Origin of the sequence: Pseudarthrobacter sp. lyk4-40-TYG-27 (genome assembly GCF_030209295.1) — a bacterium.
Classification (GTDB): domain Bacteria; phylum Actinomycetota; class Actinomycetes; order Actinomycetales; family Micrococcaceae; genus Arthrobacter.
In genome coordinates this window covers 351,751-374,502 of the sequence record NZ_JARVSH010000001.1, presented here as the reverse complement: position 1 = coordinate 374,502, position 22,752 = coordinate 351,751, and the positions used below count along the sequence as shown (strand labels likewise).

At 65.5% G+C, this 22,752-nt stretch carries 23 protein-coding genes and 1 pseudogene; 13 read left to right on the top strand and 11 right to left on the bottom strand.

Annotated features, from left to right (window positions below):
• The first annotated feature begins 64 nt into the window (after positions 1 to 64).
• The gene (locus QRM96_RS01790; RefSeq protein ID WP_018761292.1) at positions 65 to 1,663 is read left to right on the top strand and encodes an ABC-F family ATP-binding cassette domain-containing protein; all 1,599 of its coding nucleotides are present in this window, start codon (positions 65 to 67) and stop codon (positions 1,661 to 1,663) included.
• Here QRM96_RS01790 and QRM96_RS01785 read toward each other — a convergent pair.
• Genes QRM96_RS01785 through QRM96_RS01770 form a run of 4 tightly spaced genes read right to left on the bottom strand, consistent with a single transcriptional unit; the run spans position 1,660 to position 3,700 of the window.
• The gene (locus QRM96_RS01785; RefSeq protein ID WP_018761293.1) at positions 1,660 to 2,136 is read right to left on the bottom strand and encodes a YbaK/EbsC family protein; all 477 of its coding nucleotides are present in this window, start codon (positions 2,134 to 2,136) and stop codon (positions 1,660 to 1,662) included. The genes QRM96_RS01790 and QRM96_RS01785 overlap by 4 nt on opposite strands.
• 2 nt (positions 2,137 to 2,138) lie before the next feature.
• Entirely contained in the window at positions 2,139 to 3,014 is an 876-nt protein-coding gene (locus QRM96_RS01780; RefSeq protein ID WP_018761294.1) for an SURF1 family cytochrome oxidase biogenesis protein, read from the bottom strand.
• On the bottom strand, positions 3,015 to 3,275 hold the full coding sequence (locus QRM96_RS01775) for a hypothetical protein (protein WP_018761295.1): 261 nt from the start codon (positions 3,273 to 3,275) through the stop codon (positions 3,015 to 3,017).
• Complete coding sequence (locus tag QRM96_RS01770) at positions 3,272 to 3,700, bottom strand: DUF3099 domain-containing protein (RefSeq protein WP_018761296.1); 429 nt, start codon at positions 3,698 to 3,700, stop codon at positions 3,272 to 3,274. Before QRM96_RS01770 ends, QRM96_RS01775 begins: the two co-directional genes overlap by 4 nt.
• Positions 3,701 to 3,852: 152 nt before the next feature.
• On the opposite strand from QRM96_RS01770, the gene QRM96_RS01765 reads away from it, so the two are divergent.
• Positions 3,853 to 4,578 (top strand): beta-ketoacyl-ACP reductase, encoded by a 726-nt coding sequence (locus QRM96_RS01765; RefSeq protein WP_018761297.1) that lies wholly within the window; start codon positions 3,853 to 3,855, stop codon positions 4,576 to 4,578.
• A gap of 140 nt (positions 4,579 to 4,718) precedes the next feature.
• A complete protein-coding gene (locus QRM96_RS01760) occupies positions 4,719 to 5,471 on the top strand; it encodes an SDR family oxidoreductase (protein WP_285318112.1) in 753 nt (250 codons plus the stop codon).
• A gap of 73 nt (positions 5,472 to 5,544) precedes the next feature.
• On the opposite strand, the gene serB is transcribed toward QRM96_RS01760, so the two are convergent.
• On the bottom strand, positions 5,545 to 6,438 hold the full coding sequence (serB, locus tag QRM96_RS01755; protein WP_026264458.1) for a phosphoserine phosphatase SerB: 894 nt from the start codon (positions 6,436 to 6,438) through the stop codon (positions 5,545 to 5,547).
• A gap of 123 nt (positions 6,439 to 6,561) precedes the next feature.
• Between serB and QRM96_RS01750 the strand changes: the two genes are divergently transcribed.
• Genes QRM96_RS01750 through QRM96_RS01740 form a run of 3 tightly spaced genes read left to right on the top strand, consistent with a single transcriptional unit; the run spans position 6,562 to position 9,054 of the window.
• Positions 6,562 to 7,347, top strand: a complete 786-nt coding sequence (locus QRM96_RS01750; RefSeq protein ID WP_018761300.1) for an ABC transporter ATP-binding protein — start codon at positions 6,562 to 6,564, stop codon at positions 7,345 to 7,347.
• A gap of 20 nt (positions 7,348 to 7,367) precedes the next feature.
• Positions 7,368 to 8,153 carry a sulfite exporter TauE/SafE family protein gene (locus QRM96_RS01745; RefSeq protein ID WP_018761301.1) on the top strand — a complete coding sequence of 262 codons (786 nt, stop codon included), beginning with the start codon at positions 7,368 to 7,370 and terminating at the stop codon, positions 8,151 to 8,153.
• A gap of 7 nt (positions 8,154 to 8,160) precedes the next feature.
• A complete protein-coding gene (locus QRM96_RS01740; RefSeq protein ID WP_285318111.1) occupies positions 8,161 to 9,054 on the top strand; it encodes a TrmH family RNA methyltransferase in 894 nt (297 codons plus the stop codon).
• 82 nt (positions 9,055 to 9,136) lie between these two features.
• Here QRM96_RS01740 and QRM96_RS01735 read toward each other — a convergent pair whose 3' ends face one another.
• The 4 genes from QRM96_RS01735 to QRM96_RS01720 form a co-directional block, all read right to left on the bottom strand.
• Positions 9,137 to 9,853, bottom strand: coding sequence for a YoaK family protein (locus QRM96_RS01735; RefSeq protein ID WP_285318110.1), 717 nt, complete (start codon positions 9,851 to 9,853; stop codon positions 9,137 to 9,139).
• 212 nt (positions 9,854 to 10,065) lie between these two features.
• Complete coding sequence (locus tag QRM96_RS01730) at positions 10,066 to 10,638, bottom strand: flavin reductase family protein (protein WP_285318108.1); 573 nt, start codon at positions 10,636 to 10,638, stop codon at positions 10,066 to 10,068.
• 2 nt (positions 10,639 to 10,640) lie between these two features.
• Positions 10,641 to 11,687, bottom strand: a complete 1,047-nt coding sequence (locus tag QRM96_RS01725) for a methionine synthase (protein WP_285318107.1) — start codon at positions 11,685 to 11,687, stop codon at positions 10,641 to 10,643.
• Positions 11,688 to 11,707: 20 nt separating this feature from the next.
• The gene (locus QRM96_RS01720; RefSeq protein ID WP_285318106.1) at positions 11,708 to 12,700 is read right to left on the bottom strand and encodes a DUF1852 domain-containing protein; all 993 of its coding nucleotides are present in this window, start codon (positions 12,698 to 12,700) and stop codon (positions 11,708 to 11,710) included.
• 120 nt (positions 12,701 to 12,820) lie between these two features.
• Here QRM96_RS01720 and QRM96_RS01715 point away from each other — a divergent pair, with 120 nt between their 5' ends.
• The 4 genes and pseudogenes from QRM96_RS01715 to lplAB all read left to right on the top strand — a co-directional run bounded on the left by QRM96_RS01715 (position 12,821) and on the right by lplAB (position 15,465).
• A complete protein-coding gene (locus QRM96_RS01715) occupies positions 12,821 to 13,762 on the top strand; it encodes a LysR family transcriptional regulator (RefSeq protein ID WP_285318105.1) in 942 nt (313 codons plus the stop codon).
• Positions 13,747 to 13,851, top strand: a pseudogene (locus QRM96_RS21055) (TrmH family RNA methyltransferase); the annotation flags it as partial. The gene QRM96_RS01715 and the pseudogene QRM96_RS21055, both read left to right, overlap by 16 nt.
• A 164-nt stretch (positions 13,852 to 14,015) precedes the next feature.
• On the top strand, positions 14,016 to 14,273 hold the full coding sequence (locus QRM96_RS01710; protein ID WP_018761303.1) for a type B 50S ribosomal protein L31: 258 nt from the start codon (positions 14,016 to 14,018) through the stop codon (positions 14,271 to 14,273).
• 97 nt (positions 14,274 to 14,370) lie between these two features.
• A complete protein-coding gene (gene lplAB / locus QRM96_RS01705) occupies positions 14,371 to 15,465 on the top strand; it encodes a lipoate-protein ligase LplAB (protein WP_285318104.1) in 1,095 nt (364 codons plus the stop codon).
• Positions 15,466 to 15,476: 11 nt separating this feature from the next.
• On the opposite strand, the gene pepN is transcribed toward lplAB, so the two are convergent.
• Positions 15,477 to 18,113, bottom strand: coding sequence for an aminopeptidase N (pepN, locus tag QRM96_RS01700; protein WP_285318102.1), 2,637 nt, complete (start codon positions 18,111 to 18,113; stop codon positions 15,477 to 15,479).
• 33 nt (positions 18,114 to 18,146) lie between these two features.
• Complete coding sequence (locus tag QRM96_RS01695) at positions 18,147 to 19,139, bottom strand: YeiH family protein (RefSeq protein WP_285318100.1); 993 nt, start codon at positions 19,137 to 19,139, stop codon at positions 18,147 to 18,149.
• A gap of 179 nt (positions 19,140 to 19,318) precedes the next feature.
• On the opposite strand from QRM96_RS01695, the gene QRM96_RS01690 reads away from it, so the two are divergent.
• From QRM96_RS01690 to QRM96_RS01680, 3 genes are read left to right on the top strand one after another with little or no spacing between them, the layout of a single operon-like run.
• The gene (locus QRM96_RS01690) at positions 19,319 to 20,875 is read left to right on the top strand and encodes a circularly permuted type 2 ATP-grasp protein (protein ID WP_018761307.1); all 1,557 of its coding nucleotides are present in this window, start codon (positions 19,319 to 19,321) and stop codon (positions 20,873 to 20,875) included.
• Positions 20,876 to 20,935: 60 nt separating this feature from the next.
• Positions 20,936 to 21,862 carry an alpha-E domain-containing protein gene (locus QRM96_RS01685; protein ID WP_018761308.1) on the top strand — a complete coding sequence of 309 codons (927 nt, stop codon included), beginning with the start codon at positions 20,936 to 20,938 and terminating at the stop codon, positions 21,860 to 21,862.
• Positions 21,859 to 22,710 (top strand): transglutaminase family protein, encoded by an 852-nt coding sequence (locus QRM96_RS01680; protein ID WP_285318098.1) that lies wholly within the window; start codon positions 21,859 to 21,861, stop codon positions 22,708 to 22,710. Before QRM96_RS01685 ends, QRM96_RS01680 begins: the two co-directional genes overlap by 4 nt.
• Positions 22,711 to 22,752 lie beyond the last annotated feature (42 nt).

Sequence of the window (22,752 nt, the reverse complement as noted above, 5' to 3'; positions counted from 1 at the left end):
CCCCGCCCAACCACAGACGCTCCGGGCCGCGGCTTATCCCTGTTTGTGAAAGGCCTTACCTGCTGTGATTACTGTCCAGGATCTTGAACTGCGTGCCGGCGCCCGGCTCCTCATGGACCAGGTGAGCTTCCGCATCGACAAAGGGGACAAGATCGGCCTGGTGGGCCGGAACGGGGCCGGCAAGACCACGCTGACCCGCGTCCTTGCAGGGGAGGGGCTTCCGGCTGCCGGCAAGGTCACCCGCAGCGGCGAAATCGGCTACCTTCCCCAGGATCCGCGGACCCCTGACATGGAACAGCTGGCCCGGGACCGGATCCTCTCTGCCCGTGGCCTCGATATCGTCGTCGGCAAACTCCGCAAGGCGCACGATGAGATGGCCAGCGAGGACCCCGAGGTCCAGCGGAAGGCCATGAACCGCTACGACCGGCTGGAATCGGAGTTCCTGGCCGCGGGCGGCTACGCGGCCGAGGCTGAAGCGGCGTCGATCTGTTCCAACCTCGCTCTCCCCGACCGCCTGCTGAACCAGCCGCTGAAGACGCTCTCCGGCGGGCAGCGGCGCCGCGTGGAGCTGGCCCGCATCCTGTACTCCGATGCCGAGACGATGCTGCTGGACGAGCCCACCAACCACCTCGACGCCGACTCCATCGCCTGGCTGCGTGACTTCCTGAAGAACCACCAGGGCGGCCTGATCGTCATCAGCCACGACACGGACCTGCTGGAAGCCACCGTCAACAAGGTGTTCCTGCTGGACGCCAACCGTGCCCAGATCGACTTCTACAACATGGACTGGAAGCGCTACCTCCAGCAGCGCGAAACGGATGAGCGCGCCCGCAAGCGTGAACGCGCCAATGCCGAAAAGAAGGCACAGGTCCTCATGGACCAGGCCAACAAGATGCGGGCCAAGGCCACCAAGGCCGTCGCCGCGCAGAACATGGCCAAGCGTGCCGAACGGCTGCTCAGCGGCCTGGAAGCGGTCCGCGAGCAGGACCGCGTGGCAGCGCTTCGTTTCCCCGATCCGTCGCCCTGCGGCAAGACCCCGCTCACCGCGGACGGGCTCAGCAAATCCTACGGTTCGCTGGAAATCTTCACCGACGTGGACCTGGCGATCGACCGCGGTTCCAAGGTGGTCATCCTGGGGCTCAACGGCGCCGGCAAGACCACCCTGCTGCGCATGCTCGCCGGCGTGGACGCACCGGACACCGGCGAGGTCATCCCGGGCCACGGGCTCAAGGTGGGCTACTACGCCCAGGAACACGAAACCCTGGACCACGACCGCACCGTGCTGGAGAACATGCGCTCCTCCGCGCCGGACATGAAGGACGCCGAGGTCCGCGGCATCCTGGGCTCGTTCCTGTTCTCCGGCGACGACGTCGACAAGCCCGCCGGCGTCCTCTCCGGCGGAGAGAAGACCCGCCTGGCCCTGGCCACCATCGTGGCTTCCAGCGCCAACGTCCTGCTCCTCGATGAACCTACCAACAACCTGGACCCCGCCAGCCGCGCCGAAATCCTGGGCGCCCTGCGGAACTACACCGGCGCCGTCGTCCTGGTCAGCCACGACGAGGGCGCGGTGGAGGCCCTCAACCCCGAACGCGTCGTCATGCTCCCGGACGGTGTGGAGGACCTCTGGAACGAGGACTACCTGGACCTGATCACCCTAGCCTAGCGGACGGTCAGCTCCCGGGCCGCGGTCATGCGGAGCAGCTGCTGGTAGGTGATGCTGAACATGGAGTTATGGTCGCCTGCTCCGGCCCAGAGCACTTCGTGTTCCCGCAGGCTGGTATCCAGCAGGGTCCTGATGGGCGCGGGGTGGCCCACCGGTGCCACGCCGCCCACCTGCTGGCCCGTGTGCTCCAGGACAAAGTCGGGGGAGGCCCGGCGGATCCTGCCGTGGCCCAGCTGCCCGGCCACCAGCTTCGTGTCCACCCGCGCCGCGCCGCTGGCGAGGATCAGCAGCGGCCGGCCGTCCAGTTCAAAAACCAGGCTGTTGGTAATGGCCGCAACGTCGCACCCCAGCGCTTCCGCCGCTGCCAAGGCGGTGGGGACGCCGGCAGCAAAAGTCCGCACCGTATCCGGTAACCCTGCTTCGAGCAGTGCCGAGCGCACCAAGGCGACCGGGCCGGCGTCGTACCCGCTCATTCTTAGAACCCCTGCGCGTCCAGGAGGGCGTCTTCTTCTTCCTCGGCCGTCGCCTTGGTGCGCTTCCGCGCTGGTGCCGGCCGACGGCGGGCAGCCGGGACGGCGGAGTGGACGGCCCCGTCGGCGGGCGTCTCCTCATCCTCGGCGTCAATCGCGGCGTTGCGCGCCTGCTGCCGCGCCGCATAGCCAAAGCCGACGAACATGAGCACGCCGAACGCGAACCACTGCAGGGAGTAGGACAGGTGCGTCCCCTCGTCCGTGGACGGCTTGGGGAACGCCACGGGCATGTCGGCAACAGCGGGCGTTTCCGAGGCCAGCTGGCCGTACGCCCCCGTGAACACCGGATAGCCCAGTTGCGCCGCATAAGTTTGCAGGTCGATGGACGCCAATTGTCCCGTGGGTGCCCCGCGCTGCAGCTCGGGCTCGCTGTGCTTCAAGCGCACGACGGCGGTCACCTCACCGGCCGGGGGCGCCGGCACCGAATCCGGACTGCCGGGATTCTTGTTTCCGATGGGCAGCCAACCCCGGTCGATCACCACGGTTTCGCCGCTGTCCAGCCGGAACGGGACAACAACCTCGTACCCCGGCTGGCCGTTGAGGGGCCGGTTCCTCACCACGCGCTGGCCGGCAGCATCGTAGGTTCCCTTGAGCTCAACCTGGGTCCATTCCTTGGCCGGGTCCAGCTGCGCGAACTGGTCCTTCGCCTGGGAGAAAGGGATGGGGGTTGCCGAATAGTTGTTGACGACCCTGTTGATTTCGGCAAGGGTTTCGGCGCGGCGGTCCATCTGCCAGCGGCCCAGGAAGACGCAGGCCGTGGCAAAGATGGCGGCCAGCAGGAGATAGCCCAGCCACTTGCTGGAGAAGAGGAAGCGGTACATTCAGATGTCCTGCTCCAGGGGGACCGCGTCCGCCTGCAGGGGAAGGGTTTCCTTCCAGAGTCCCCGCGTTTGCAGATAGTCCTCAAGCCATACCCGGTGCTCCGCGCAGGCCAGCCAGGTCTTCCGCCGCTCGGGAGCGTGGATCTTGGGATTGTTCCAGAGGAGTTGCCAGGACGCTTCGGACCTGCAGGCCTTCCGCGAGCAGAGAGCCGTTGACTCCGATGCCATGTCCGATCCTGCTGCGAAATCGAAAAGGCTCATGGCGCCTGCCGCTCCTCTCCCTGTTCCTCGTCGTCTGCTACCAGTTCGCCCTGGAGCACCGCGCTCCCTGCTTCTTCGTCCTCGGCCGGGGGAGCTGGGCTTTCGAGCTCCGCCAGGGGCGCGGAATCGATCAGCAGGTCGCTGTGCCCTTCGGCCTTGTCGTTGCCGTTGGCTATGACCACCGCCACCCAGGGAAGGAACACCGCGCCGGCCACCGCAATGATCTTGAACCAGCCGTCCACTACGAAAATCATGACCAGGCAAACCATGCGGATGCCCATTGCCAGGGCGTACTTGATCATCCGCTGTCGCATGTCCTCCGAGTGCGCTCCAGCAGCTTCGGTAATGCTGTGTACCTCGGTATCGCCGGAGAACCGGCCCGGTTCTCCGGGCGCGGAATGTCCCGCATGGTTTTCAAGGGTCACGGTGAATAATCACGCTCCAAAGGCTTCCCTCAATTCTCGCACCATCGGCAGTGCTGCCCAAACCCGTACCGGGGCTGCCGCTAAGATCGGAGGCAGCCCAAACCACTCACTGCAACCGCGGCCCAGCCTGCCGCAGAAAACCGGAGCCCTCTATGACTGAAGCAGTTTCCGCAGCCCGCAGCGTCCTGATCACCGGCGGAAACCGCGGTATCGGCCTGGCAATCGCACAGGCATTCCTGGCCAACGGCGACAAAGTGGCCGTGACCTACCGCAGTGAATCGCAGCTGCCGGAGGGAATCCTCGGGGTCAAGGCCGACGTGACCGACGAGGCCTCCGTGGACGCAGCCTTCAAGGCAGTGGAAGCCGCCCACGGCCCCGTCGAAGTCCTGGTGGCCAATGCCGGCATCACCAAGGACACGCTGCTGCTGCGCATGAGCGAGGACGACTTCACCTCCGTGATCGACACCAACCTCACCGGCGCGTTCCGCGTCATCAAGCGTGCGTCCAAAGGGATGATCCGGCTGCGCAAGGGCCGCGTCGTCCTGATCTCCTCGGTGTCCGGCCTGTATGGCGCTCCGGGCCAGATCAACTACTCCGCGTCCAAGGCCGGACTGGTGGGCATCGCCCGGTCCCTCACCCGCGAACTTGGTTCACGCGGCATCACCGCCAACGTGGTGGCCCCCGGTTTCATCAATACCGACATGACCGCCGAACTCCCCGAAGCAACCCAGAAGGACTACCTGGCCAGCATTCCGGCCGGCCGCTTCGCCGAAGCGTCAGAGGTTGCCAATGTGGTCCGCTGGATCGCCAGCGACGAAGCCGCCTACATCTCCGGGGCCGTCATCCCGGTGGACGGCGGCCTGGGCATGGGGCACTGACCGGTCCTGCCCACGGCCATGCAGCGAACTAGGCCGGCGGCGCTTATTTGTCGAGGTCGGACAAAGGCATTGGGAACAGCCGCTGGCATGATGGACTGCAGGCCACAACGATTTGGATGTTTCGAACAAAGGAAGCTCGTATGGGACTGCTGGACAACAAGACGGCCATCGTCACCGGATCATCGCGGGGCATCGGCGCGGACGTAGCCAAGCTCCTCGCCTCGGAAGGGGCCGCCGTCGTCGTCAACTACCGCCAGAAGGCGCCCCGCGCCAACAAAGTGGTGCAGGGAATCGAGGCTGACGGCGGCCGGGCGGTAGCCATCGGTGCCGACCTCACCACGCAGGAAGGCGTGCAGGCGCTGGCCAGCGCGGCCATGGAAAACTTCGGGTCCCTGGACATCCTGGTCCTGAACGCTTCCGGCGGCATGGAAACGGGAATGGGGGAGGACTACGCGCTCAAACTGAACCGTGACGCGCAGGTCAACATGCTCAACGCCGCCGTGCCCCTCATGCGGGAAGGCTCCCGCGTGGTGTTTGTCACCAGCCACCAGGCCCACTTCATCAACACCGTTCCCACCATGGAAGCCTACGAGCCCGTTGCCCGCAGCAAGCGCGCCGGTGAGGACGCCCTCCGGGAACTGATCCCCAACCTCGCGGAGAAGGGCATCTCCCTCGTGGTGGTCTCCGGGGACATGATCGAAGGCACCGTCACCGCCACGCTCCTGGACCGCTCCACGCCAGGTGCCATCGAGGCACGCCGCGCCGAAGCCGGGAAGCTGTATTCCGTGGAGGAATTCGCCCAGGTTGTGGCCGGCATGGCCACGGCCGACGTCGAGTCCGGCCACACCGAGTACGCCGGCGGCGCAGACTACTTCGGCAAGGGCGTCCAGTAGCCGCCCGCTGTTGTACCCCTTAAACCCCTGATGGGCTCCGCCAGGCGGAGCCCATCAGTTGGTTAACAGGGACTCAGACCCCGGCGATGTAGCGGACGGCGTCCAGGTACGGCATGTTCACTGCGGCATCCGCGACCGCCCTCACGGCCGGCTTGGCGTTGAACGCTACGCCGATGCCGGCGGCGCCGAGCATGTCCAGGTCGTTGGCACCGTCACCTACGGCAACAGTGTGTTCAAGGGCGATGCCCTCCGCCGCGGCCCACTCGCGCAGGTACTTCTCCTTCGCGGCCCGGTCCACCACCGCGCCGAGCACCTTGCCGGTCAGCGCACCGTCCACGATTTCCAGTTCGTTGGCCTGCCAGTAGTCCAGGCCAAGGTCCGCGGCGATCGGCGCGAGGATCTGGTTGAAGCCACCGGAGACCACAGCCACCACGTGGCCTGCGGCCTTGAACGCGGCAACGAGTTCGGCGGCGCCTTCGCTGAGTTTCACTTCGTGGCGGACGGAATTGACGACGTCGGCCGGCAGCCCCGCGAGGACAGCCACCCGGGCGTGGAGGGACTGCGCGAAATCCAGTTCGCCGCGCATGGCGGCCTCGGTCACGGCGGCAACTTCCTCCCGCTTGCCGGCGTACGCGGCCAGGAGTTCGATGACCTCCTGCTGGATCAGGGTGGAATCGACGTCCATGATCAGCAGCTTCCGTTCGGCGGCGCGCAGCCCAGCCGGTACCAGAGCGGTGTCAAAACCCCCGATCGCGGCCTCCGCCACGGCCCGCCGCAGGGACGCGAGCCCGGCCGCCGTGTCGTCTGGAAAGTCCAGTTCGGCCAAGGACACCTGGTAGCGGTCATCGCCCAGGCCGGTCTCGGACAGCACCTCGGCGCCCTGTGCAGCAAGGACGGAACGCAGCTGCTCCAGCCCGTTGGGGGTCAAATTTTGGCCATAGCTGACCGCAGTCACGTTCGAAGTCATGCCTGCAATCTTATCGAGCGGCAACAAGGTCCCCTGCATTCGTTGCGCACCCGCCTTCGGGGTTCCCTGGGACCTTCACACCGGTTATCAGTCATCATCTTTTTTGTCCTAGTGTCTATTCCTATGAGTGATGTTCTGGAACTGGACTCCGTCAGCGTTGTCCGAGGTAAAAAGACCCTGCTGGACAAGGTCGACTGGCAGGTCAACGAAGGCGAGCGGTGGGTCATCCTTGGCCCGAACGGCGCCGGCAAAACCACCCTCCTCCAGATTGCGGCAGCCCGGCTCCACCCCAGCAGCGGCACCGCAGGCATCCTTGACGAAGTCCTTGGCCGGGTGGACGTCTTCGAGCTCCGGCCACGCATTGGCCTGTCATCGGCAGCCCTGGCCACCCAGATCCCCGAGCATGAGAACGTCCTCAACGTGGTGGTCACCGCGGCGTACGGCGTCACCGGACGCTGGCGGGAAGGGTACGAGCGCGACGACGAACGGCGCGCCTTCCGGCTCTTGAACGACTGGGGCATGGGACCGCTGCTCAACCGGACCTTCGCCACCTTGTCCGAGGGGGAGCGGAAGCGTGTCCAGATCGCCCGCGCCCTGATGACCGATCCCGAGCTGCTGCTGCTGGATGAGCCGGGCGCCGGCCTGGACCTTGGGGGACGTGAAGAACTGGTGCACAAGCTTGGCGAGCTCGCCCGCGACGAAGCTGCTCCGGCCATGGTCCTGGTCACGCACCACCTCGAAGAAGTGCCTCCCGGCTTCACGCACGCCATGCTGCTCCGCGACGGAGGCGTGGTGGCCGCCGGCCCCATCACCGAGGTCCTCACCGAAGAACACCTGAGCACCACTTTCGGCCTTCCCTTGGACGTGTCCGAAAACGCGGGCCGTTACACCGCCACCGCGCGCCGTTAAGCCACGCCTGCCCAACCGTTGTGGAATTTTTCAGCAGCATCATTGTGTTCATCGCCGGCCTGTGGGCCGGGACCATCAATGCAGTAGTTGGCTCCGGGACCCTGGTCACCTTCCCGGTCCTCATCGCCCTGGGGGTGGCCCCGGTCGTGGCTTCCATGAGCAACGCCATGGGACTCGTCGCCGGTACCGCGGCCGGTGCGTTCGGCTACCGCCGGGAGCTCGCAGGACGGGGACGCCAGGTGCTCCGGCTCCTGCCGGCGTCGGTCCTCGGCGGGATCACCGGGGCCTGGCTGCTGCTGCACCTGCCCGAACAGGTCTTCCATTACGTCGCACCCGTGCTCCTGGTACTGGCGCTGCTGATGGTGGTGTTCCAGCCCAGGCTCCAGGACTGGGTCCGCAACCGCGAGGCCAATCCGGAGCACGCCGTACGGGACAAACGCCACGGGATCCTCCTGGTGGTGCTTGTGTACCTGGCCGGCGTGTACGGCGGCTACTTCGTCGCAGCACAAGGAATCCTGCTGGTGGGAATCCTCGGCGTGTTCCTCACCGGGACCATCCAGAACGCCAACGCCATGAAGAACATCCTGGTCCTCGGCGTGAACATGGTGGCCGCCATCTCCTACCTGGTCTTCGCCTTTGACCGGATCAACTGGCTGGTGGTTCTGCTGATTGCCGTCAGTTCCACCATCGGCGGCCTGATGGGATCGAAGGTGGGCCGGAAGCTCTCGCCGCGCGTCCTCCGGGCGGTCATCTTCAGCCTGGGCATCGTGGCCCTGGGCGTCATGATCGCCAACCTGCTGAAATAATCACCCGGTGACCTTCCACTACCTCGAATCCGCTGATGACCCGCGCGTAAGCGACTACACCACGCTCACCGATGTCCACCTGCGCAAGCTCCGCGAGCCTGCCGAGGGGATGTATATCGCCGAATCGTCGCGGGTGCTCCGCCGCGCCCTGGCGGCAGGCCATGCGCCGCGCTCTTTCTTCCTAGCAGAGAAGTGGATGGCGGACCTCGACGACGTCTTCCAGGCCTACCCTGACGTTCCCGCCTACATTGGCTCGGCCGCGTTGCTGGAGGAAATCACCGGTTTCCACCTCCACCGCGGCGCGATGGCGGCGATGCAGCGCCCGGCCCCGGTGCCCCTGCCGGAGCTCCTCGCCGGTGCACGCCGCGTGGCCGTGCTGGAGGACACCGCGGACCACACCAACGTGAGTGGTCGCAAAATCCAAGAGCCTGATCGAGCTCGTACGCCGGGACGATCAAGGATCGCGGTCCTGGAGAACCTTACCGACCATACAAACGTTGGGGCGATTTTCCGCAGCGCCGCAGCCATTGGCGTCGACGCTGTCCTGGTCTCTCCGCAGTGCGCCGACCCGCTCTACCGACGCTCCATCCGGGTGTCGATGGGGACTGTGTTCCAAGTGCCCTGGACCAGAATCGAGTCGTGGCCTGGTGACCTTGAGGTACTCAAGGACGCAGGCTACTTCGTCGCCGGCATGTCGCTCGGCCAAGGTGCCATCACACTCGATGAGCTGGTCGCCCAGGATCACCCGAACCTGGCCCTGGTCTTCGGCACGGAGGGAGAGGGGCTGAGGCCTGAGACTGATCAGGTGCTCGACGCGCGCGTGACCATTCCGATGATGAACGGCGTCGACTCCCTCAACGTGGCCGCCTCGTCGGCGGTCGCCTTCTACGCGACCAAGTAGGGGCTGAGCGTGACGCCCCCGCCCCTACCGCGGCGTCAGGAGCATGAAGAGCCGGCATTGATGCGCCGGGGGATGCACCGCATCAATGCCAGCGGCGACTCCCCAGGATCGTCACAGCGGCGGTGATGGTGACGCCGAGGCCGATCGGGACGCTGAAATGGATTTGCAGCAGGAGTACTCCGCTGGCGGCCCCGGCGAACATGGCCAGGACAGCGCCCAGCCGTCGGTTGAGCAACCGGGGCCGTTGCTTGCCCACAAGTGACTCTCCGGCGAGGGAAGTCATGGTGGAAGTAATGACCACTGTGGTCATGTCTCGTACGCCCAAATGCCGCGCAATCAGGGCTTGGGAGCCCATGTGCATGGCGATAACGGCGGCCACAATGACACCAATGGACTGCCGGCCGACGTCTTCCACGATGAGAGAGATGGCGGCGGTTCCCGTCAACGCGATACAACCCGCTGTGAGAAGGAGCGTCACCCGGCGGTTCCAGCCTTTCGGGCTTGACTGGAGCGTAGATCCGGCAACCGCCGCGCCAAGGAGAAAGGCACCAAGTGCTACCAGTGGGCCCAAAGTTGGCAGGTTCGCCGCCCCGGCTAACGCCATCGCAAGAATCACCACGTTGCCGGTCATATTTCCGGTGAAGACGTGATCAAGTCCAAGGTAGCCGACCGCGTCAACCACACCTGTAACGAGCGTTAGGGCCATCATGAGCATCAGTCGGAACTTTTCCGGAGACGACGCATTTTCTTGTGGGGTAGAGGCGGTTTTGGTACCTGAGCTGGCTACAGCTGATGTCATGGTCTAAGGGATCTTTCATCGTGAGGGGAGGTCTCTATGACCGCCCCTCGGACATGCTTGTTGGTGGTTTTAGATGGAATTTGCGCCGGTGGCCGGGGCGCCATCGTAGCGTCGACGTGCAATCACGGAATGGCCGGCAAGGTCGTCCCGGCCCTTGCCGTTCCGGATCGTGAACGTTGTCTCGCCCAACTGGGCAACGGTGTCATCGTCAATCAGGCTTCAAGCTTGGAATGCTCGCCCAGACGGTGCCATGAACGGTTGTAGTAGACCAGGGCGTCGCCGGGTTCGCCCGCTTGGACGTCACGCAGCACGCGGGACTCCAGGGCGTGAACGGCGATGATGGTGGATGTGCCCACCTCCATGCGATCGATGACGGCGCAGCGCACCCAGGCGCGGACATCCTCATACACCGCTTCGCCGGTTGCAAGGGGCGACCAGCGGTGCGTCTGGTCAAAGCGGTCGGCGCCGGGGGTCGCTCCAAACTTCGCCAAGTCGACGTCGAGCGCGTCCAGCAGGTGCACGACGACGGTTTCGGCGCGGGAAAGTACTTCGGACGCAGAGGACAGTGCCGAGACCGAGAAGATCATCAACGGAGGTTCCGCACTCACTGACACGACCGAAGATACCGTCAGTGCCACCGGTCCTTCGCCGGCATCGGCCGTGATGACGGCGACACCTCCCGGATGGCCACGGAACAGTGCTTTGAATTCGTCGGCGGAGAGGGAGGACGGGAAGCTTTGCGTCGGAGCCTCGAGCCATGTGTCCGTGGGGTAAGCATGGAACATCCTTATGACACCTTGGGGGCGGAGCGGGCGAGTTCCTCGCGAATGATGTTCGTCCCTGCGCTGAGGGCACTCAGCTTGGCCAGTGCGACGTCCCGGGGGAACGGTGCCATGCCACAGTTGGAGCTGGGGATGAGCTTGTCCGCATCGACGAACTGGAGGGCCATGCGGAGGGTGTTGGCGACCTCCTCCGGGGTCTCGATGGTCTCGCTTGCGACGTCGATTGCCCCGAGCATGACTTTCTTGCCGCGGAGGAGCTCGATGAGGTCCATGGGCACGTGAGAGTTCTGGGATTCCAGCGAGATGATGTCGATGCTGGAGTTCTGCAGGAGCGGAAACGTTTCCTCGTACTGCCGCCACTGTGAGCCGAGCGTCGCCTTCCAGTCATTGTTCGCCTTGATCCCGTAGCCGTAGCAGATATGCACGGCGGTCTCAGCGCGCAGTCCTTCTGCGGCTCTCTCAAGCGCAGCCACGCCCCAATCCTTGACCTCATCGAGGAAGACATTGAACGCGGGCTCGTCGAACTGGATGATGTCAACGCCGGCCGCTTCGAGTTCTTTCGCCTCCTGGTTCAGGATCGTGGCGAACTCCCAGGCCAGTTTCTCGCGGCTCTTGTAGTGGTCATCGTAGAGCGTATCCACCATCGTCATTGGACCGGGAAGAGTCCATTTGATCGGCCGGTCAGTGGTCGCGCGGAGGAACTTTGCGTCGTCGACGAATACCGGCCGCTCGCGGCGCACCGGTCCGACGACGGTCGGTACGCTTGCGTCGTAGCGGTCGCGGATGCGCACGGTCTTGCGTTGTTCAAAGTCGACCCCGCTGAGATTCTCGATGAAGGTCGTGACGAAGTGCTGGCGGGTTTGCTCGCCGTCGCTGACGATGTCGATGCCGCGCAGGCTCTGCTCGTGGATGGCGATGCGCAGGGCATCCTGTTTGCCCTCGAGCAGCGCTTCTCCCTCCAGCTTCCACGGGGACCAAAGAGTCTCCGGCTGTGCGAGCCACGATGGTTTCGGCAGGCTACCGACGACGGTGGTGGGCAAAAGTGTGTTCATGATTGACGATTCTCCGTGGGTCAGTTGACGAGGGCGGGGTAGTTGGCGGTCCACTGGTCCAATAGATCCTTGTGGGGCTTGATGAAGTGCTCCTCCGTGTACTTCGCCTGCGTGATCGCGAGCTGACCGCGCTCGACGCGGTCGTAAGCGATCTGGGTCCGCGAGTAATCCTGCTCGCACAGGCTCGGCTGGTAAACGTGGGCGGCGGCGGAGTTCGCGTTGTAGACCTCCGGGCGGTAGATCTTCTGGAACGTCTCCATGGCGCTGATGGTGCCGATGAGCTGCAGGTTGGAGTAGTCGTTGAGCAGGTCGCCGCGGAAATAGAAGGCGAGCGGCGCAACGCTGCCGCGTGGCATGAAGTAGCGCACCTGCAGCCCCATCTTTGCGAAGTACGCATCCGTCAGCGAGAACTCGTCCTGCTGGAACTCGACGCCCAGGACCGGGTGGCGGTTCTCCGTTCGCCGGTACGTCTTGCTTGTGGAGACGCTGATGCACACCACTGGCGGCTGCGGGAAGCGCTCCCGGTATGCCGGGGAATCGAGGAAGTGCTGGAACAGCTTGCCGTGAAGATCGCCGAAGTCCTCGGGCACTGTGGGCTTGCCTGAGTCCCCGGCTGCCGCTGGCAGTACGACGCTGAAGTCGAAGTCTCGGACGTAGGAGGAGAAGTTGTTGCCGACGATCCCTTGGTGGCGGACCCCGTTCAGCAGGTCGACGATCTGGATATCGAGAACCTCGAACAGCGGGAACTGCTGATCCGTGCCGTCCGCGGTGAACTGTATCTGCACGGAAACGATCTCAAGCTCGAGCGCGTAGCGGTCCCGATCCGGGTTGTCCCAGTCTGCGAGATCGTTGAAACGGCGCCGAATCATGGTCAAGGCGTTGCGGAGGTTCTCCTGACGGTGCTCGCCCCGCGCCAGGTTGGCGAAGTTCGTCGTGATCCGGGATCCTTCCGACGGGGAGTAGTCCTCGTCGAAGCGGGTCGTGGTAATGCTGAAGGTGAAGTCGTCTGCCATGTGCTGCCAATCCGTTGATGGGCCGGAGACGGCCTTTCCGAAGGGGATGCATCCATGCTGCAACCTTCCGAGGGGTATCAAGTAACTAGTGGCGGTTATGCATTCATATAGAATTTGCCTATGCCTCAGATAACGAGCGGATTGACCCTGCAGCAACTGCGCTACTTCATAGAAGTTGCAGCTGAGGGGTCGATCTCCGCGGCTGCCGATCTTCTCTACGTCGCGCAGCCGACGATGTCCGCCGCGATGAAGGACCTTGAGGCCAGGGTGGGCCGTGCGCTCCTGGTTCGCTCCGCCCGCGGGGTCACCCTCACCGCCGACGGAGTAGAGTTCCTCGGCTACGCGAGGCAGGTCGTCGAGCAGTTCGCTCTCCTCGAGCAGCGCTACCTTGGTAGGCCACCGCGGCGACGCCTGCTTGGGGTGTCAACGCAGCATTACTCGTTCGCGGTGGACGCCTTCGTCCGGATGGTTAAGGCCACTGAGGTGGCCGAATACGAGTTCTCGCTGCGTGAGTCCCGCACTTGGGACATCATCGAGGACGTCCGGACGCTCCGCAGCGAGATAGGCATCCTCTACCGGAACGATTTCAACCGGAAGATCATCGACAAGCTGCTCCGCGAATCCGGGCTTGCGTTCTCTCCGCTGTTCCTCGCCGATCCGCACATCTTCATTTCACGGAACAACCCGCTCGCCTCAAAAGAGCGGGCGACCCTGGAAGACCTTGCCGCCTTGCCGCGGCTGACCTTCGATCAAGGTGCGAACAACTCCTTTTACTTCGCCGAGGAGATTCTCTCCACCTTGTCCAGTAAGCAGGAGATCCGGGTCTCTGACCGTGCGACGATCTTCAACCTCATGATCGGGCTCCACGGCTACACGATTTCGACGGGAATCATCAGTGGGCAGCTCGACCCGGAGATCGTCGCCATCCCGCTCGACGTTGACGAACGCATCGAAATCGGCTGGATTGGCCACGCCGCGATTCCGCTCACCGACCAAGCGCAGCGCTACCTCGGGGAACTGCGGGCCGTCGTCGCTGAATTCGGCGTAGCGCTACTCGGCTGACTGCAGTTGAGCGGGCGGTTCTTTACCCTTCCCTCAATGTGGCCGCGGCCTCAGCCGTGGCGTTCTGGGAGTTGCGCGCACGGGGGTGACCTGCACCTTCGCAGGGGCGCCGGTTCGTCAGCCCCCTCGGCTTGGTCTATGATGGATAGCTGGTTGTCCTGCTTTTTCAGCTTCGGCTGATCCGACAGATCCCAGCCATCCCATTCATACCTGGCAACTGGCAAAATCCAGTTGCGCGAACAAAGGTCCAATTATGAAGTCTGATACCCACCCGAAGTACGAAGCTGTTGTCTTCAACGACCTGGCCTCCGGCACGAAGTTCCTGACCCGCTCCACCGTGTCTTCCTCCAAGACCATCGAGTGGGAAGACGGCAACACCTACCCGGTCATCGACGTCGAAATCTCGTCCGAGTCCCACCCGTTCTACACGGGCAAGCAGCGCATCATGGACTCCGCAGGCCGCGTCGAGCGCTTCAACGCTCGCTTCAAGGGCTTCGGCGGCAAGAAGTAATTCCTTCGCCCAAGCTTGTTGCTGGACGCCCGCACCGGAAACGGTGCGGGCGTTCTGCTTTAACCGTGCACCCGTTTTTTGGGGCAGGATGGGAAGCATGAGCCAGCCCTTTCCTGCCACTGATCCTGCCGGCACCCCGCGACTGCACGGCGAATACAAGGTCCCCGGCGGCAAGCTCGTCGTGGTCGACCTTTCCGTCGAGGACGGGGCTCTGGCGGAGGTCTCCGTCAGCGGCGACTTCTTCCTCGAACCCGACGAAGCCCTGGAAGACATCAACCGGGCATTGACCGGACTGCCGGAGACGACGACGGCCGCGGACCTTGCTGCTGCCGTCACGGCCGCCCTCCCGGCCGGGGCCGTCCTGTTCGGCTTTTCGGCCTACGCCGTGGCCGTGACGGTCCGCCGCGCGCTTGCCAAGGCGACCTCCTGGACGGACCACCACTGGAACGTCATTGCGCCAACGGTGCTCCCCACGGAAATCAACGTTGCCCTGGACGAGGTTCTCACCGAGGCCGTCGGAGCGGGGAAGCGGACTCCCACCCTCCGGTTCTGGGACTGGCAGGAACCGTCCGTGGTGATCGGCAGCTTCCAGTCCGTCCAGAACGAGGTGGATCCCGACGGCGTGGCCAAGCACGGCATCAACGTGGTCCGGCGGATCAGCGGCGGCGGCGCGATGTTCATGGAAGCCGGCAACTGCATCACGTACTCGCTCTACCTGCCACAGACGCTGGTGGACGGGCTGAGCTTCGCCGACTCCTACCCGTTCCTGGACGCCTGGGTCATGGCGGCACTGGAGAAGCTCGGTATCAACGCCTTCTACGTCCCCCTCAACGACATCGCCACGGATCAGGGAAAGATCGGCGGCGCCGCGCAAAAACGCCTGGCCAACGGGGGAATGCTGCACCACGTGACCATGAGCTATGACATCGACGCCGACAAGATGGTCGAGGTGCTGCGGATCGGCAAGGAAAAACTCTCTGACAAGGGCACCCGCAGCGCAAAGAAGCGCGTCGATCCGCTCCGCCGGCAGACGGGCCTTGCCCGGATGGCGATCATCGAAGCCATGATCGAGGTGTTCAGCGAGCGCTACGGGGCCGCCCCGTCACAGCTGGCCGGGCACGAGCTCGCAGCCGCCGAGGAACGCGTGGCTGCGAAATTCGGCACCGAGGAGTGGCTCTACCGCGTTCCGTAGCCTCACGGCGGTTACCCGCCGACCGATGACGAAACGCCGGCGGCCTGCGCCTTGAGCGCCCGCACCAGGTGGCTTCGCTGTTCGATGATGATCCGGCGCAGGGCTCGCGGTGCATCCCCGTTGGCCGCCAGCCAGTCATCCGTCCGCCGGACCACTGCATGCTGTTCAGGAGCCGCGCCCTGCGCCAAGTTCTGCGTTGACGGGTAGAGCCCGCGCACGATCCGGCTGGCGATTTCGATGCTCCGCTCAGCCCAAACGGTCCGCAGGCAATCGAAGTACGGGCCGACGTACGGGTCAAGCAACTGTGCCGGTGCCGTGCTGAAACCATTGATGGTGGCTGACAGCAGCTGGTTGGAAAGCTCGTCTTTCTTCACGGCGGCGTCCCAGGCTGCCGCTTTCACGTGGGCTTCGGGACGGGCCGCCATCGCCGTTGCGTGGCCGGCGCGGCCGGAGGCCGTGGTGTCCCGGGCGAGTTCGGCATCGAGTTCGGTGGCGGTGGCCTGTCCGTTGGCGGCCAGCGCGTGCCACAGTTGCCAGCGCAGTTCAGCGTCGACGGCCAGGCCTGGCACGGGAGCTGAGCCGTCCAGCAGGCCGCGGAGCCGCGGGAGCAGGGCGGGATCGTGCCTGCTGAAGCCCGCCAAGGTCCGCGCCCAGGCCAGTTGCTGGTCCGAACCCGGTGTGGCCCGGTCCAGTTCGGTTGCCGCGGTGGCGAGGAAGGACGCGCGGACCGAGTCCCTGGCTGCCGGCGGGACATAGTGTTCGACGGCGGTGGCCGCGTTGTCGAGGACGTTCAACAGGACGCCGATTCCGGTCTCGGCGGGGGCAAACGCGGCTACGGCGTCCACATAGAGGGCGGCTGGGCTTTGCGCGTCGCGGGCAGAGTTCCACAAGGCCGTCCAGCAGAGGGCGCGGGCCATGGGGTCGGTGATCCGGTCCAGGGCGGCGCGGACAGTCGCCAGGGAGTCCGGGTCCAGCCGTACCTTGGCGTACGTCAGGTCGTCATCGTTGACCAGGATGAGGGCGGGCCGTGGCTGTGCGGCAAGCTGGGGGAGTTCCGTCCTGGCGCCCGCCACGTCGGTCTCAAAGCTCTTGGTACGGACCAGCGCGCCCTCGCCGTCGAAATCGTAGGAGCCGACCCGGAGGCGGTGCGGCCGCAGCTCTTCGCGTCCGGTGGCCGGGTCCACTGCTTCCTGGACGATGGCCACCCCTGCCGGCAGGCCGTCGTCGGAACCGCCGGCGCCTACTTCAAGGGACAAGGTGGAGATCCCGGAGGTCTGCAGCCACTGGTGGGCCCAACCGGTCAAATCCCGGCCGGAAGCGGCCTGGAGGGCCTCGAGGAGATCGGCCAGCGTGGTGTTTCCATAGGCGTGGTTGCGGAAATACTCCCGTGATCCGGCGATGAAGGCGTCAAAGCCGACGTAGGCAACCAGCTGCTTCAGCACCGAGGCGCCCTTGGCGTAGGTAATGCCGTCGAAGTTCTGCTTGGCGGCTTCGAGGTCGGGGATGTCCGCCACGATCGGGTGGGTAGTGGGGAGCTGGTCCTGCACATAGGCCCAGGCCTTGCGCTTGTTGGCGAAGTTGACCCAGGCGGTGTCCCAGCCGGTGGCCTGGTCCACGCCCAGGGTGCCCATGTAGTCGGCGAACGACTCCTTGAGCCAAAGATCGTCCCACCACTGCATGGTCACCAGGTCGCCGAACCACATGTGCGCCATCTCGTGCATCAGGGTGTTGGCCCGGGCTTGGTACTGCGCATCCGTGGCGCGGGACGTGAAGACGTAGCTTTCCGTGAAGGTGACCAGGCCGGGATTTTCCATGGCGCCCAGGTTGTACTCGGGCACGAATGCCTGGTCGTACTTCCCCCAAGGGTAGGGGAAGTCGAAGAGGCGGTTGAAGAAGTCCAGGCCTGCCTTGGTGAGCCCGAACAGCGCCTCCGGGTCAAAGGACGCCGCCATGGACGCCCGGCAGTAGAGGGCGAGCGGCACGTCCAGGCGGGTGCCGTCGTCGAGCGTTGCCTCCCAGCGGTCTTCTGCCTTGAAGTAGGGGCCGGCGAGGACCGTGGTGATGTACGTGGACAGGGGCAGCGTGGTGGCGAAGTCCCACCGGGCGGTCGCCGGATCGCTGGTGAGCAGGGTGCGGTTCACCTCTGCCCCGTTGGATGCCACCTGCCAGTGGGCCGGCGCCGTCACATGGAAGGTGTAGGCGGCTTTGAGGTCCGGCTGCTCGAAGTTGGCGAAGACCCGGCGGGCGTCGGCCGGCTCGTACTGGGTGTAGAGGTAGCACTGGCCGTCGGCCGGATCCACGAAGCGGTGCATGCCTTCGCCCGAGCGGCTGTACAACGCCGTGCCGGTAACGGTCACCTGGTTCTCGGCCCGCAGGTTGTCCAGCCGGATCCGGGCGCCATCCACCACCTCCGCCACCGGCAGGCCCTTGCCGTTGAGGAACACGCTGTGCACTTCGCCGCCGATGAAATCCAGGAACGTGCTGGCGCCGGGCTCTGAAGCCGTGAAGTTGATGACGCTGCGGCTCGTGTACCCTGCGACGGCCGGATCCGCCGCTTGCCGCACATCCAGCGAGATGTCGTAACTGGTGGTGCTGATCAGGACTGAACGTTCAGCGGCTTCGCGGCGCTGCAGATTCTCATGTGACACCCGGCTATCTAATCATGGTGCCGTTTGATTGACTCAGCCCGCGATCACGAAGGCGGCTGCGAGGCCCAGCACGGCAATCAGGAGCCAGGAGGCGAGGGCCGCGAGGAGCGCCGGCCCGCCCGTGTGCAGCAGGGTGCGGATCCGCACCGCGGAGCCCAGCCCGAACAAGGCTGCGCCCAGGAGGATGTCCTGCAGGGTGGCACCGGCCTCGAGCCAGCCGGGACCCAGCCAACCCGTTGACCGGAGCGCCACCATGGCAACGAACCCCAGGACAAACAACGGCACCAGCGGCGGCCTTTTCGCGGTGGAACCGTCCGGCCCGGCCGGGGGCCGGGCGCCGCTGCGGTGGTGCGCCCCCGCCAGCGCGGCAACCGGGGCCAGCAGCAGGACCCGGGTGAGCTTGACGACGACGGCGATCGCCAGCGCCGCGGTGCCGGCGGTTTGCGCCGTGGCCACCACCTGGCCGACGTCGTGCACCGAGGCACCCGTCCAGGCGCCGAAGACGGCCGCGGAAAGCCCCAGCGGATGGGAAAGCAGGGGAAGGACACCAATGGCCAGGGTTCCGCAGAGGGTCACCAGGGCCACCGGCAGGACCGTATCCGCGTGCCGGATGCGGCGGACGGCGGCCATGGCGCCGATTGCCGAGGCGCCGCAGATGGAGAACCCGGTGGCCACCAGCAGCGCTGTCACCGGCGGCAGGCGGAACAGGCGGGAGATCGCGTAGGTCCCGCCGAAACTGGCAGCCACGACGCCCACGATCAGGACCAGCGCCGGCCAGCCCAGGCCCAGGACGTCCATGACGCTGACCTTCAGGCCCAGGACCACGATCCCGCCGCGCATCAGGTGCTTGCCGGCGAAATCCAGACCCGGCCGGGCACGGCCGGCCGTCCACGCTCCCGATCCCGGCAGGTTGGCGGCGAGGACGCCCAGGACCACGGCAACGGTCATGGCCGGCAGGGCAGGAACCAGTCCGTGCACGAGAAACGCGGCGGCAACGGCGGCTGCCGCGGTCAGTAAGCCTGCCATGAGCCGGACCAGCGGGCGACGGGAACCGCCGTGGCCCGGCGCTGGGAGGCTTCTGCTGTCTGGCACTCACCTACTGTGCCCGAAGAGGCCCGTAAAGTACGAACCGGGCCATCGGTGCCAACACGCCAGAATGGATGGCAGTAATGAATTCGAAACAAAAAGATGGTTGGCTATTGGACATGTCAGACCTATTCCAGGATTACTCCGAGGCCGCGGGCCGCACCGGGGCCTACGACGAGATGTTCGCCCCCGGCCAGCAGGCCAGGGACTCGTACGGGCAGGTGGCGGACGCCCTCCGGAAGCTCTCGCTGGCGGACGTGAGTGCGCGCGCGGATTCGATGGCCCGCACCTTCCTGGACCGCGGTGTCACGTTCGACTACGCGGGCGAGGAACGGCCCTTTCCGCTGGACATCGTTCCCCGCGTCATCCCGGCCGCCGAGTGGAGCGTCCTGGAGCGCGGCGTCGCCCAGCGTGTGCGCGCCCTCGAGGCTTTCCTGAACGACGTCTACGACAAGATGACGGTGGTCTCCGACGGCGTCATCCCGCGCCAGCTCGTGACCACCAGTGCACACTTCCACCGCCAGGTCCACGGCTTTGAACCGGCCGGCGGGGTCCGGGTCCACATTTCCGGCATCGACGTCGTCCGCGACGCCGCCGGCACGTTCCGCGTCCTGGAGGACAACGTGCGTGTTCCCTCCGGCGTGAGCTATGTGCTGGAGAACCGGCGCGCGATGGCCAAGGGCCTGCCCGAAGCCTTCGGCCAGCAGCTCATCAGGCCCGTCGAGGAGTATCCCCGCCGGCTGCTCTCGGCCCTGCGCAAGACCGCGCCGGCCGGCGTCGACGACCCCACCGTCGTCGTCCTCACCCCCGGCGTGTTCAACAGCGCCTACTTCGAGCACACGCTCCTGGCCGGGCTCATGGGCGTGGAGCTGGTGGAAGGCCGCGACCTCATCTGCCGCGGCAACCGTGTCTACATGCGCACCACCGCGGGCGAACAGCGCGTGGACGTCATCTACAAGCGGATCGACGACGACTTCCTGGACCCGCTGCAATTCCGCTCCGATTCCATGCTCGGCTGCCCCGGCCTGGTCAACGCCGCCCGCGCCGGCGGTGTCACCATCGCCAATGCCGTGGGCAATGGCGTGGCGGACGACAAACTGGTTTACAGTTACGTCCCTGACCTGATCCGCTACTACCTCAGCGAGGAACCCATCATCGCGAACGTGGACACCTTCCGCCTCGAGGAGAAGGAGGCCAGGGAGTACACCCTGGACAACCTTGCCGAACTGGTGGTCAAGCCGGTGGACGGGTCCGGCGGCAAAGGACTGGTCATCGGCCCGGACGCTTCCAAAGATGAACTGGACGCCCTCCGCCAGCGGATCATCGCAGATCCGCGCGGCTGGATCGCCCAGCCCGTGCTGCAGCTATCCACCGTTCCCACCCTCGGCGGGGACAAATTCGGTCCCCGGCACGTGGACCTGAGGCCCTTTGCCGTGAACGACGGCGAGAATGTCTGGGTGCTCCCCGGCGGGCTCACCCGGGTGGCGCTGAAGGAAGGGTCCCTGATCGTCAATTCCAGCCAGGGCGGCGGATCCAAGGACACCTGGGTCCTCGCCGATTCACCCCAGATGCCGGTGGAAACTGTTCCCCGCCAGTCGGTCACGGTCCGCGAGCGGGTCTCCGTGTGGCCCGTGGAAAGCAACTGGCGGGACCGCCAGTCGGAGCAGCAGCAGTGAGCCGCGCCGCCGTCGGGCATTTTTCTTTCAACGTTCCGGACGCGCAGGAGGTAGCCGCGAATGCTTAGCCGTATTGCCGAGTCCTTGTTTTGGATCGGCCGCTATGTGGAGCGGGCGGACGGCACCGCCCGCATCCTCGACGTGCACCTGGAGCGCCTGAACCACCTCCCGATGGAGGAACGCCGAAGCGTTGCCCAGGAACTCCTGGCGGTAATGGGAGCCCGGCCGCAAAGCGAAGACTTTGGCCTGCCCGAACTGCTGCACGCCCTGGCCTACGACAAGACGAGCGCCACGTCCATCGCCGGGTCCCTCGGGGCAGCCCGGGAAAACGCCCGCCGTGCAAGGGAAACCGTCTCGTCCGGTTTGTGGGAGAGCCTGAACACCACGTACTACGGGCTCAGCCAGCACCGCAAGGATGTGGTGGGCACATACCGCTTCTGCAACTGGACCCTGGAGCGGACGGCCATGGTCAGCGGCCTGGCCGACACCACGGTCAGCCACGACGAAAGCTGGCTCTTCCTGGTCCTGGGCCGATCCCTGGAACGCGCCGACATGACGGCCCGGATGCTCTCGACCCGCGACGTGCTCTCTGCGGGCATGTCCTGGGTCAACATGCTCCGCTGCGCCGGTGCCTACGAATCGTTCCTGCGGACCCGGCGGGCAGCGTTCGGCGACCAGCACGCGGCCGAATTCCTGCTCCTGGACCGGTTGTTCCCGCGGTCGATTGTCTACGCGCTGCGCGACGCCGACGAGTGCCTTGCCAAGCTGGATCCGTCCGCGCAGCGGGTTGGCTTCATCAACGACGCCCGCCGCATCGTTGGCCAGGCCCGGACCTTCCTCGAGTTCCATCGGACGGATGACCTCATGTCCGAACTGCCAGAGCACATGGAGCGGGTGCAGAAGGCGGTTTCCCAGGCCTCGGATGCCATTTCCCGTAAGTACTTCAATCAGGCGGACGAACTTGCCTGGGTGGGAGAAGTGTCATGACCCGGTTGAGCATCGTCCACAGGACGGCCTACAAGTACAACAAGCGGGTAACGCTGTCCTACAACGAAGCCCGGATGACACCGCTGACGGACTCCCAGCAGGTAGTGCTGGAATCCGTGGTCAAGGTGTCCCCGTCCCAGGCAGCCGTCAGCACCTACCGTGACTACTGGGGCACCCGGGTGACGGCCTTTGACATGCAGATGCCGCACGACCACCTCGAAGTGGTCTCCAACATCACTGTGGAGGTGCACCGGGCGGAAAAGATCCCCACCGAGGCGGACATCGTGGGCTGGGACGTCCTGGCGTCGCCGGACACCCTGAACACGTTCAGCGACTGGCTGCCGCAGTCCCGGCTGAGCGACCCCGGTGAGGAAGTCCTGGGCATCGTTCCCGGCGTGGTGGCCGGCAAGAACCCGCACGAGGCGGCCATGGCGGTCTTTGCTTGGATGCGGGGCGAGATGACGTATATGTCCGGCTCCACCGCCGTCACCACCAATGCGGAAGAGGCCTGGGGCCAGCGCCAGGGTGTCTGCCAGGACTTGGCCCACCTTGCCATCGGTGCACTGCGGAGCTGCGGCATTCCGGCCCGGTATGTTTCCGGCTACCTGCACCCGCGGTCCAGTGCCGGGATCGGCGAAACCGTGGCCGGGCAGTCGCACGCCTGGCTGGAATGGTGGGACGGGGACTGGCGCAGCTGGGACCCCACCAACCACAAACCGGCCGGGGACTTCCACGTCACGGTGGCGCGTGGCCGGGACTACCGGGACGTGCCTCCGCTGAAGGGCATCCTGTCCGGCGGTGGCGGGTCCGCCCTCAACGTAAGCGTCGAGATCACCCAGCTCGCCTGACCACGGCGCCCCCGGCCCTCGCGGCCGGGGGAGGTGCCGGCG